Origin of the sequence: Chryseobacterium sp. GP-SGM7 (assembly GCF_049166575.1) — a bacterium.
Taxonomy (GTDB): Bacteria; Bacteroidota; Bacteroidia; order Flavobacteriales; family Weeksellaceae; genus Chryseobacterium.
The window spans coordinates 965,707-977,906 of the sequence record NZ_JBMHFF010000001.1 but is presented as its reverse complement, the minus strand read 5'-3'; the positions used below and the strand labels follow the sequence as shown (position 1 = coordinate 977,906).

6 protein-coding genes and 1 CRISPR repeat array (1 of these 7 running past the window's edge) are annotated in these 12,200 nt (G+C 32.6%); of the genes, 2 read left to right on the top strand and 4 right to left on the bottom strand.

Annotated features, from left to right (window positions below):
* A CRISPR array of direct repeats spans nucleotides 1-2,445; the repeat unit is 47 nt; unit sequence GTTGTGAATTGCTTTCATTTTTCAGTATCTTTGGGATACACAACAAC (it extends 297 nt beyond the left edge of the window).
* Nucleotides 2,446-2,502: 57 nt separating this feature from the next.
* The 3 genes from cas2 to cas9 all read right to left on the bottom strand — a co-directional run bounded on the left by cas2 (nucleotide 2,503) and on the right by cas9 (nucleotide 8,136).
* Nucleotides 2,503-2,841: a CRISPR-associated endonuclease Cas2 gene (gene cas2 / locus ACOOWA_RS04330; RefSeq protein WP_267402818.1), complete on the bottom strand. Its 339-nt coding sequence runs from the start codon at nucleotides 2,839-2,841 to the stop codon at nucleotides 2,503-2,505.
* Nucleotides 2,842-2,987: 146 nt separating this feature from the next.
* On the bottom strand, nucleotides 2,988-3,881 hold the full coding sequence (gene cas1, locus ACOOWA_RS04325) for a type II CRISPR-associated endonuclease Cas1 (RefSeq protein WP_421373440.1): 894 nt from the start codon (nucleotides 3,879-3,881) through the stop codon (nucleotides 2,988-2,990).
* Nucleotides 3,882-3,888: 7 nt separating this feature from the next.
* Nucleotides 3,889-8,136: a type II CRISPR RNA-guided endonuclease Cas9 gene (cas9, locus tag ACOOWA_RS04320; RefSeq protein ID WP_421373438.1), complete on the bottom strand. Its 4,248-nt coding sequence runs from the start codon at nucleotides 8,134-8,136 to the stop codon at nucleotides 3,889-3,891.
* 378 nt (nucleotides 8,137-8,514) lie between these two features.
* On the opposite strand from cas9, the gene ACOOWA_RS04315 reads away from it, so the two are divergent.
* Nucleotides 8,515-10,638 carry a Tex family protein gene (locus tag ACOOWA_RS04315; protein ID WP_421373437.1) on the top strand — a complete coding sequence of 708 codons (2,124 nt, stop codon included), beginning with the start codon at nucleotides 8,515-8,517 and terminating at the stop codon, nucleotides 10,636-10,638.
* A gap of 48 nt (nucleotides 10,639-10,686) precedes the next feature.
* Here the strand turns inward: ACOOWA_RS04315 and ACOOWA_RS04310 are convergent, their stop codons facing one another.
* Nucleotides 10,687-10,863, bottom strand: coding sequence for a histone H1 (locus ACOOWA_RS04310; protein ID WP_055981058.1), 177 nt, complete (start codon nucleotides 10,861-10,863; stop codon nucleotides 10,687-10,689).
* A 417-nt stretch (nucleotides 10,864-11,280) separates the two neighbouring features.
* Between ACOOWA_RS04310 and ACOOWA_RS04305 the strand changes: the two genes are divergently transcribed.
* Complete coding sequence (locus ACOOWA_RS04305) at nucleotides 11,281-12,129, top strand: helix-turn-helix domain-containing protein (protein WP_421373435.1); 849 nt, start codon at nucleotides 11,281-11,283, stop codon at nucleotides 12,127-12,129.
* Nucleotides 12,130-12,200 lie beyond the last annotated feature (71 nt).

The window sequence follows — 12,200 nt, the reverse complement described above, 5'->3', positions numbered from 1 at the left end:
ATACGGTGCAAGTTGTGAATTGCTTTCATTTTTCAGTATCTTTGGGATACACAACAACGATAAAACCCACCACCACGACCAATTAATAGTTGTGAATTGCTTTCATTTTTCAGTATCTTTGGGATACACAACAACTTCTGTTCTTCACGCAATAATTCTTTCTGCGTTGTGAATTGCTTTCATTTTTCAGTATCTTTGGGATACACAACAACTTAGACACAAACGGCTACAAGCTAATTCAAGTTGTGAATTGCTTTCATTTTTCAGTATCTTTGGGATACACAACAACATACATGGTCTTCACAACAACAAATAAATAGTTGTGAATTGCTTTCATTTTTCAGTATCTTTGGGATACACAACAACCGTTGACAACATCGAAGCATTAAGAAATTAGTTGTGAATTGCTTTCATTTTTCAGTATCTTTGGGATACACAACAACTCTAAGCAAGTAATGGATGTTATTTTAACAGTTGTGAATTGCTTTCATTTTTCAGTATCTTTGGGATACACAACAACAAAATAAAAATAATGAATTACTTAGAGTTAGTTGTGAATTGCTTTCATTTTTCAGTATCTTTGGGATACACAACAACTTTAAAAGAACATTTTGAAATAGTTTGTACGTTGTGAATTGCTTTCATTTTTCAGTATCTTTGGGATACACAACAACGTTAAAATATGTTCAAACCAAAACCGATTGGTTGTGAATTGCTTTCATTTTTCAGTATCTTTGGGATACACAACAACACAATGAAGGTTTGGGATAGAACCCAGAATGTTGTGAATTGCTTTCATTTTTCAGTATCTTTGGGATACACAACAACTGTAATAGATAATTTTACAGTTCAATGGTGGTTGTGAATTGCTTTCATTTTTCAGTATCTTTGGGATACACAACAACGATTCAAAAAAAGTATTTAAACTTCAAAATGTTGTGAATTGCTTTCATTTTTCAGTATCTTTGGGATACACAACAACAAGAAATTAAATAATCAATAATCCTAAGCAGTTGTGAATTGCTTTCATTTTTCAGTATCTTTGGGATACACAACAACGACAAGTTCTTTACATAACGCAACGACTTCGTTGTGAATTGCTTTCATTTTTCAGTATCTTTGGGATACACAACAACCACTTCCAGACGATGATGACATTTGTCAAAGTTGTGAATTGCTTTCATTTTTCAGTATCTTTGGGATACACAACAACAAAATAATTGAACTATTCTCCGGGATTGGTGTTGTGAATTGCTTTCATTTTTCAGTATCTTTGGGATACACAACAACTTGACTTAAATTATCAATATTAGTAACAGAGTTGTGAATTGCTTTCATTTTTCAGTATCTTTGGGATACACAACAACATGCCCTTCGAAATACTCTCAAACTATCAGGTTGTGAATTGCTTTCATTTTTCAGTATCTTTGGGATACACAACAACTTATTGCTTTTTATGCAATAACCTTTGTGAGTTGTGAATTGCTTTCATTTTTCAGTATCTTTGGGATACACAACAACTCTTTGAATGCATCATTTAATGCAGATGTTGTTGTGAATTGCTTTCATTTTTCAGTATCTTTGGGATACACAACAACGGTAACATTAGACAATGATGGAAGTTGGTTGTTGTGAATTGCTTTCATTTTTCAGTATCTTTGGGATACACAACAACGATTTAGGATTTGGTGATTTTGCTTTTATAGTTGTGAATTGCTTTCATTTTTCAGTATCTTTGGGATACACAACAACCTCTCTAAATTCTTTAAAAGGGCGTTCATTGTTGTGAATTGCTTTCATTTTTCAGTATCTTTGGGATACACAACAACAGTTAAAACTTTCGTAATTGCAACTGATAAGTTGTGAATTGCTTTCATTTTTCAGTATCTTTGGGATACACAACAACTGGGCTAAAATCCAAACGAATGCCGGAAATGTTGTGAATTGCTTTCATTTTTCAGTATCTTTGGGATACACAACAACTGAATTTGGAAGCATTGGAAGACATATTGAGTTGTGAATTGCTTTCATTTTTCAGTATCTTTGGGATACACAACAACACGCTTAAATAATATGTTCTTTAAAGAAGCGTTGTGAATTGCTTTCATTTTTCAGTATCTTTGGGATACACAACAACGTTGAGTAAAAAAATAAGGCTTTTAAACCTGTTGTGAATTGCTTTCATTTTTCAGTATCTTTGGGATACACAACAACATAATAAACTTGCACCCTGCTTCCAAGTCAGTTGTGAATTGCTTTCATTTTTCAGTATCTTTGGGATACACAACAACGAGTTAAAAAATGACCTTGTTAGACGTTTAGTTGTGAATTGCTTTCATTTTTCAGTATCTTTGGGATACACAACAACAAACATTGCTAATATCCTGAATGACCAAATGTTGTGAATTGCTTTCATTTTTCAGTATCTTTGGGATACACAACAACCTCAAAAAATAATCTACTGATTTTCAGTAGATTATTTTTGTTTTTAGGAATCAAAAATTAAAACAATTCGAGTTGTTGGAAGGTCGGTGGCGGTTCTTCTTTATTTCTGGCAAAGAAAATTTCTATGTCACCAAATTGTTTATCCGTGATACACATTATGGCAACTTTACCTGCTTTTGGCAACATAAACTTCACTCTTTTGATATGAACCTCAGCATTTTCACGACTGGGGCAATGGCGAACGTACATTGAAAATTGAAATAGGGTAAAACCATCATCAATCAAACCTTTACGAAAACGGTTGGCATCTTTCATATTGGCTTTGGTCTCCGTCGGTAAGTCGTATAATACTAAAACCCACATAATTCGGTAAGCGTTAAACCTTTCGGCATTCATTTTTATGGTTTTGTTTTGCGGTATGACAGGTTGCAGCCCGACTTGAGCGGAAATCCTTTTTTGCCAGGTCTTAAATACTATTTAATCTGAAATCGTCTGCAAAAAAGATTGAGAGCGGAAGGCGGAAATAGCTGCCATAAAAAAAATTACTGTAATTCAGGATAAGAAATCATTCGTTTTTCTCCTGTATAACATTTGTAAAGCGAAGAAGCCGTTGTTTTTACAGCCACTAATAATGGTCTTGTTTTATCATCAATTCGCACATCCCTGGTTGCAATTTGGAGAATGTGTGCTTTAAATTCTTTCGTCAGTTCCTCAGTATCAGGATTTACTTTCAGCCATTGCATTACCAACAAATCCACAAACGGACGGTAAGGCTCCATCAAATCATCTGCAAGACAATATGGATTATATTTATTTTTATGGAAAATTCCCAATACAGGAAGCAAACCGGTTTCCACGATCGCTCTCGCCACAATACTTCTGAGAACCGCATATCCAAAGTTGAAAAACTGATTCGGCGAATCCCCAAAACGCTGTCTCAAAAAATCTAAACTAATGAGATATTTCCAATAATGTTGTGCCGCAATGCCTTCCATATTGGTGATATCGCCCGATTTCACATTCTTTTGATACTCAAGCATGGGTTCATAATAATTCCCTAATCTGATCAAAACTTCTTTTTGATTCTCAATTTTACACTCGACGGTTTGTTTCCAGAGTTGTTTTTTGAGCGGCTCGCTTGCTTCTAACTGGTCTTTTACCCTATCCGAATGTTCTGTATGTCCATACAATGGCAACATAATTCCATGTGGCAAATGATGCGCATCACAACTCACGACCACCACATTATTCCCCATCATTTTCTGTATCAATTGATGCGAAACCGTGATTTGAAAATGATCCAACATCAACAATCCCAAATCTTCAACAGGAACCTTGCCTCTCATCTCGTTGGTGGAAGGTTCCATAATGTACATCTGCTCATCTTTAAGTTTGAGGTAAGCAGGATTGCCGATGTAGATGGAGCGGGTGATCATAATCTATTTAGTATTCGTTAACTTGAACAATTTTCCCAATATGATTGAGCCTCACTTTTACTATATTTCTTAATCCTTCTAAGCTTTTTAACTGTATGTAAGAAATATTACGAAGTTCTTTTCTTTCCTCAACAGAAGTTTCTAAATGATGTCTGAAAACAAAATCTCGTACAAAATAATTACCATAACCAACTTTTGAAATCTTTTGAACTCTAAACATATTCTTAGAAATAATACTTAGGTTCCTATCATCAAATAAATCAATTTCTTTTGGATTAAAATCTTCAGATGGGAATAAGAAAATTTCATTTTGCTTCAAAGAAAATAAGAATTGATACCCTTCACTGCTCTTATATGATTTATCTACTATATCTAAACCTTGGCTAACTCTTTCAACCGCTTCGTACAATGAAACTATATTATCATCCAACTCTTGATTTTCGTTAATATAAACTGCTAAGTGATGATTATTCCCCGTACTTACAAAATCTACTGCGATTCTTTTTCCATTCTCATCTAAAATGTAATTTCCAAAATGGTCTTTTTTGTAATGCAAAGCTTCCGCATTACTAATTCCCGTAATTGTAACGGTCTTTACAGCAATACCTTTAGATTTATTAAGCCATATTGGGTTCTTTTCTAAATCAGAAAAAGCTTCCTTGGAATTTCCATTAAATGCTTTTAACCTTTCGGTCAAAATATCACGCATCCCTTTATCAGTAACTTTTTCAATATTCTTAAAATCTTTAAAATTATCGGGATTGACAGATTTCCTGACGGTATAGCCCGTTTCATACCAACTTAGAGTTACACTTTCAGGCACTTGTTCAGTTCTCGTTACATCCAAAAAGAGTGGATTCTTAGCCAAAACATTTTTTCCAGTAAATGCTCTCTTAGAATCTCCATCAAACTCCTGCAATCTTTCTAACAAAGCGTTTCTGAATTTCTCATTCTGAACTTTATTTATAGTTTCTAAATCAAACTTTCCGGATACTTTTTCTTCCTTAGTTTTTAGGAATTTAGAACTTCCATAAATAGTTTCTTTATGAAGTTGTCCTCTTGGTGTCAGTTCTGTTTTTAAAACAACACTCCCCTTTTTCTTAATTTTATTGATATTCTTCGTTACAACTTTATTTTTAGCCTTATGAGAAATTAAGACCTCATCTAAATGCTTTTTCGCATCTATCCTGAAATTTTTAATTGGTTCAATAAATCGTCTTTGCTTAGAACCATTTTTCTTTTCAAATACTTTGGTAATTAAATTTTCGATATTTGAAATCATTTTGTGTTGCTTGTGACTCTCATCTTTTCTTGCATTCAGATAATTCAGATATTGAATATGATTATGAGTTGTAAAAGCAACCGTCAAAGCGTCCATTGCGTGGTGGCGATGGTCATTTCTTTTAGTCCAATCTATAATTCTTTGTTTCTCTTCTCCTTTAGAATTAATAACCGTTTCCGTCAAACCTAATTTTCTGTATTTTTCCAGATTAAGTTCTTTCATTGTGTTCACAAGATTCCAGTCTTCACGGAGTTTATCTGTGATTCTTCCTGTTGTAGGAACTACAGAGTTGGTAATTTCAAAAAGAATTTCTTTTGCCTTTTTAGCTATATATTGTGTGTTTCGCAAATCTCTTTCTATAAACCCATCTCCTATTTCAATACCCTTTTTCTGGAGTTTTTCATATTTAGCTTTCGTAATCCCACCTTTATCATAAAGTTCTTTTATTAGATTGAGGAATTTTTCTAATCTCTCTTTTCCTTCAATTTCAAGATAATCAAAAGCTGTAAAATTCCCCTTTTTAAGATTAGCACCTCTAGGAACTAAAACTTTATTAGAAAAACTATCATCGAAGAATCTGGATTGTGGAATAATATGGTCGATGTCATATTTATCTGTAAAAAGTTCATCTCTTTTGATTTGAACATCAGTGTATAAATCTTTAAACAGATTTTTCTCTAATTCTAAATATAACTTATATCGAATAAGGTCGTTTCTCGACGGCGATTTTATTCCAAATTCTCTCTGTAAAACTTCCGCATATTTCTGATGAAGTAAAGTTGCTTTGCTGATTTCGGAAGTCATATTTGCACGCTCTTCCGCATTATTTTTCAATTCACGGGCGAGTTCTATTCTTATTTCGTCTGGTCTTCCATATTCTTTAGATACTTCATTGACGAGATTTATCATTTGATTCAAAATCTTTTCAACCACAGGATTTCTTAAAGAATTTTTTGGTAGAATCTCCAATTGCTCTTTCAAAACTCTGTTTTCAAGTTGTTCTTTGGTTAATGAATTTTTAGAATGACTATTATATCCTGCAAATTCACAAGCACTAGGTTCATTAGGCCTATCTTTTCTTCCTCCGTAAGAAAACCCTGCTTTTAGATGGGTGATAATCTTTCGCATCGCTTTTGAACTCAAACTCCCATAATCCTGAGAGAAACCAATTTCAGCCAATACTCTGGAATGCTCTTTTTTGAAACCAAATTTCTTTTCTAAAAGCTCATACAATTTTTCGTTTCCAGAAGGGGAATCATCACCTTCATAGGAATATAACAAATGCCAAAGCTGATAAGAACTTTGCTTTTCAAAATCACTTCCATCTAATTCTGGATTGAAATCTAATATAGAAACATCAATCCCTAATTCTGATAACTTTTCACTGACAAACTTTTTTATAACTGTAGCAGAAGAATGAATTTTAGAAACATTTATCTCGTCGTCTATAGTCAGTTTAAACTCTTTTGGAAATTGTATTCCTTCATTAGCTATAATTTTAAGAAAGGCTGTGTAGAGATTTTCATTAGTATTATTACCTTCAATATCTTTAAAATTCGTTTTCCACTCTTTACCAGAATAGCCAACGATATCCAAAACATCTTTTGCAGAAAGTCTTCCTTTAATATTAACTTCCTCAAAAATGGATTGTTTAAAGTCTAAATCTATTGGGAAAATTTCTTTAGATTCTACATTCTGAAACTGTAAATTATTAAGAACCTGCCAAATTTTAAACTCTTGAAACAATGGAGACGACTTAGGTGCTACTTTTAAACCAACCGTTTTCTTTTTAGTTTTTCCGTTTTCTGTAATTTCTATTTCTCTATTTTCAAACTCACAAATACTGATTAATCCTTTTTGAGATTTGAGTCTCCTTTGATAAAAAATAACAATATCACGGATTTCTTCTTTTAATTCTTTCGTTAATTCTTTATGATATTTTGCTTGAGTTTCCCAAATATTTTCAAACTCATCCAAATAATCCTGTCTGTAAAAGACCTGATTTTTTAGCTTTGTATGAGGATTTACTTTGAGTTGTTGATATAAATATTCGCCAACTGTTTGGTTACTGAAATACAATTCTTTACTTCTGTCGCTAATGGCACCAAGATAACCACTGGAATTGTTCAAATTACTATTTATTTCTTGGAAAACAATAGCCAAGCTTTCAAAATCCAATTGTTTTTTAATAGCTTCGCTTCTCCAAAAGTATCGTTCTATCTTTTTCTCCTGCATCGTCCCAACTTGTTTGATGCCAATTAGAGAAAACGGTTCTTTCAAAATTGCCCAAGTTGCATTTTTATTTTTGCCTTGTAGCTCTTTATAAAGATTATCTGTTAATATTTCTGAGTAATATTGTTTTTGAAAATTCCAAATTTTGTCGAACTCTGCTTGTAAATCTGAACGATAAAAATCCGGTAATTGCTTTTTACCTTCTTCTAAAAGCTTAAAAGAATATTCTCCTGGCGTAAGATTTTCTTCATATAATTTCTTGGCGACAACCATTCCGTCAACAATCTGACCTTCATCTTCATTCTTGGCTTTCCTACTGCTTTTGTAACCTCTTTTTTTATTGATAAGAAGTAATACTCTTGCAAATTCAGACAATTCAATTCTTTCTTTAGCTGAAATTGCTCTAATTTCTTGAGTCTGAAAAGTTGAATTTTTTCCAACTTCAGTTAATAAATCAGCTTCTTTTATGATATTATTCTTTTGTAAGACATCAATCAAATTTTCTCTTCTCAATTTGAACCTTTGAAGATTTCTTCTGGCACTTCTGGCTAATGTTCTACTGGCATTGGTAGTGATAGGCTTACCTTTTTCAAAATTAATTTGCTCATCCACAGTCAAAGGATTCACACGAACACCTAGCTTAATGATTTTATTATTCTCCGAATTCTTCTCATCTTCTTGAACAAGTGCCCATCCAATAGATGAAACTCCCAAGTCCAATCCAAGTATATTTTTAGTCATAATTATTTAGTTTTTTGAAATTCCTTAAAATTAAAAAGAAATTATTTCATACAAATGCGGAAAACCGTAAACACATTAAAAATATTATTTTTAGATTTGTATCCGAAAGCAATTCACAATAAGGATTATTCCGTTGTGAAAACATTTAGCGCCTCGCCTATCTGCGGGGCATTTTTTATTTTAAATGTTTTTGAACTTTCTGATATACAAAGAAAAATAACGTTGGTTTTTACTCACTTTTAAATTCAAACAAAATTTCTACACTTTTAATAACATCTGTTTGAATACTTTTTTTCTCTTTTTGTAATATCTTTTAATCATATCAAAACATTTATTTTCTCTGAAAAAGTCAGTATTTTAGCCAATCAAAAAAAATTCATGAAGACTGTAGATTTCATTCAAAAGCAACTCAACATATCAGATAAAAGCATTACTGCAACTTTAAAATTATTGTCCGAGGATTGCACCATTCCATTTATATCGAGATACAGAAAAGATACAACAGGAAATTTGGATGAAATTCAGATCGAGCAGATTGCAAAGCTCAATAATCAGTTTGAAGAGATCATTAAGCGTAAAGAAAGTATTTTAAAATCTATCGAAGAACAAAATGCTTTGCATCCTGAACTGAAACAGAGAATTGAAGAATGTTTTGATCTTCAGGAACTGGAAGATTTATATTTACCTTTTAAAAAACGCCGAAAAACAAAAGCAGATGCAGCTAAAGAAAAAGGCCTTGAACCATTGGCTAAAATAATAATGAGCCAAAAATCTCAGGATATTTATTTTTTAGCTTCTAAATATTTAAATGATCAGATTGGAAACGAAGAAGAGGCGTTACAAGGTGCAAGAGACATCATAGCAGAATGGATCAACGAAAATATGTATGTCAGAAAAAATCTTCGCCGATTATTTCAAAGAAAAGCTATCGTAACTTCTAAAGTTGTAAAAGCAAAGAAGGAAGAAGAAGCCGCTCAAAAATTTTCTCAATATTTCGAATGGGAAGAGAGCTTAAACAGAATGCCTTCTCACAGACTTTTGGCAATGCTGAGAGCAGAAACGGAAGGTTTTGTAAAGACCAATATCGGAATTGATAAAGATGAAGCAATAGATTTTATTGAAAATGCGATTATAAAATCTAAAAATGACAGCTCTGAACAGGTTTCTTTAGCCATAAAAGATTCTTATAAAAGACTTCTTGAGCCCGCAATTTCCAACGAAACTTTACAGGAAGCAAAAGAAAAAGCAGATAAAAAAGCCATCGAAATATTTTCAGAAAATCTCAGCCAGCTTCTCTTGGCTCCGCCTTTAGGTGAAAAAAGAATTTTAGCCATCGATCCAGGTTTTAAAAGCGGATGCAAAATCGTTTGTCTGGATGAAAAAGGAGATTTATTGCACAACGAAACCATTTATCCTCACGCTCCGCAAAATGAAAGCGGAATGGCAATGAAGAAAATCCGCTCGATGGTGAATGCGTACAATATTCAGGCAATCTCTATCGGAAACGGCACAGCAAGTCGTGAGACCGAATTTTTCATTAAAAAAATTGCTTTTGACAAGCCATTGCAGGTTTTTGTGGTTTCAGAGGCAGGAGCTTCGGTTTATTCGGCAAGTAAAATTGCAAGAGATGAATTTCCGAGTTTTGATGTGACGGTTCGTGGTGCGGTTTCTATTGGAAGACGGCTTTCTGATCCACTGGCTGAATTGGTGAAAATTGATGCAAAATCTATCGGAGTAGGTCAATATCAACATGATGTAGATCAAACCCAGCTGAAAAACGAGCTGGATTCTACGGTGATGAAATGCGTAAATTCAGTCGGAATCAATCTGAACACCGCCAGTAAATCTCTTCTCAGCTATGTTTCCGGGATTGGTGAAAAAATGGCTGAAAATATTGTAAATTATCGTGCTGAAAACGGAGCTTTTGAAAACAGGAAACAATTGAAAAAAGTTCCAAGGCTTGGCGAAAAAGCTTTTCAGCAATCTGCAGCGTTCATCAGAATTTTAAACGGCGAAAATCCGCTGGATAATTCGGCTGTTCATCCCGAAGCCTATGGAATTGTTGAAAAAATGGCAAAAGATTTAGGCCTGAAAACAAATGACATCATAGCCAATAAAGAGAAAATAGCTTTAATACAACCCGAAAACTACATTACAGACACCATTGGGATTTTAGGAATAAAAGATATTTTAAAAGAACTTGAAAAACCAGGATTGGATCCTAGAAAGGCCGTGAAGGTTTTTGAATTTGATCCTAATGTGAAGAAAATTAACGATTTGAAAACAGGAATGATTCTCCCGGGAATTGTCAACAACATTACTGCTTTCGGATGTTTTGTAGATTTAGGAATAAAAGAAAGCGGTCTGGTGCATATTTCTCAATTAAAAGAAGGTTTCGTTTCTGATGTAAATGAAATCGTAAAACTCCATCAACACGTTCAGGTGAGAGTCACCGAGGTTGATGAAGCAAGGAAAAGAATTCAGTTGAGTATGATATTGTAATTTTTTAAAGACAAAAAAATAAGCCGGCTGAATGAGCCGGCTTATCTTTTATTTTTTAGATTCTTCAACAGAAACTTTTCTAAAGTCTTTGAACAATTTGCTTAGTTCTAAAGCTGATTTACGAGCTCTTGTTCCAGCTGCTTTGTTTCCTTTTTCAACTTGTTGATTTGCCTCTGTTGTGAACGCTTCAAATTCAGCGTTGATTTTTTCGATAAGTTCTTTCATGTCTATAAAATTTAGGCTGCAAATATATGTTTTCAGACGATTCCAGCCTAATTGTAGAGGTTTTTTTTAATGGAATACACGAAAATATAACATGAAAGATCAAAAAAGAATAAAAAAGAGCTAAAAAAATTACCTGAACGATAGATTTAACATTATAATTCACTTTTCTTACTTGTATTTTTTACATCTCAATTTTTCTTTGAAAGAAGTTATGGTGCCAAATAATAAACCAATAATTCCAAAGTATTTTATTTTTATAACTAAAACCTAAGCTTAGATAAAATAAATTGAAATTACCTTAAACATAAAGCATTATTTTTTGAATATTTCAGACATAATATTCAAAATGAGTGCTAATTATATTTTATAATTGCTTATTTTTGACGAATATTATTATAAAAACACTCCACTCACACAATGTTTAAAGTATTCGATGAATTAAAAAAAAATGGGTTTAGTATAAATCTTGTTTCCGAAATAATTGAGCGTAACAATTTTTCAAGAAAATTTAATACATCAGATTATTTTTCTATTTTCTTAATTGGTGAAGATCTCGATATTACTGTTGAGAATAAAAAATATCATATTTCTGGTGGAAACTCTGTATTTATAGGCCCTCAGAAAAATGTAGAATTTGGAAATGCTTCCGGTAAAGAAATTTACGCAATTGTTTTTTCTAAAGAATTTTTTGATAAAACTTCCAAGGACAGTATTTTTTTAAATTCAAATCTATTTTTCAATTTTAAATCTCACATTTTTGTCGCACCATATTTTGGAAATAATGAATATAATAAGATTATTTTAATCGAAAGACTCAGAAAATTCTCTGCTGTAGATCAGGAAAAATTTTTTATTTCCGCCGCTCATAATGCTATTGAGAGTTTAATTCTTGATGCTCATCTTCATATTGATCATCAAAATGACCCCAAAGAAGAACATCTCCATTCTGTAAGTTTGGTCAATAGATTTACTGTGATTCTCCAAAGAGATTATAAAAAAGAAAAGAAGGTTTCCTATTACGCAGGTGAACTGCGGGTATCAAGCAGAAAACTTACCGACATGACAGAATTTGTTTACGGAAAATCTGCGAAGCAAATGATTATTGAGAAAATAACTTTTGAATGTGAAAAGGCAATTAAATTTTCTAACAATACTTTATCTGAAATTGCATTCGATTTAGGTTTTAAGGATGAGGGTAATTTCACCAATTTTGTGAAAAAGCACAGTGGGAAAAAACCATCGGATATGAGAGAACTGGCTGGTTAATTTTCATCAGATTACATCATTATTTTATCATAAATAATAAAAATTGCTCTATTTTATAGAGCAATTTTTAT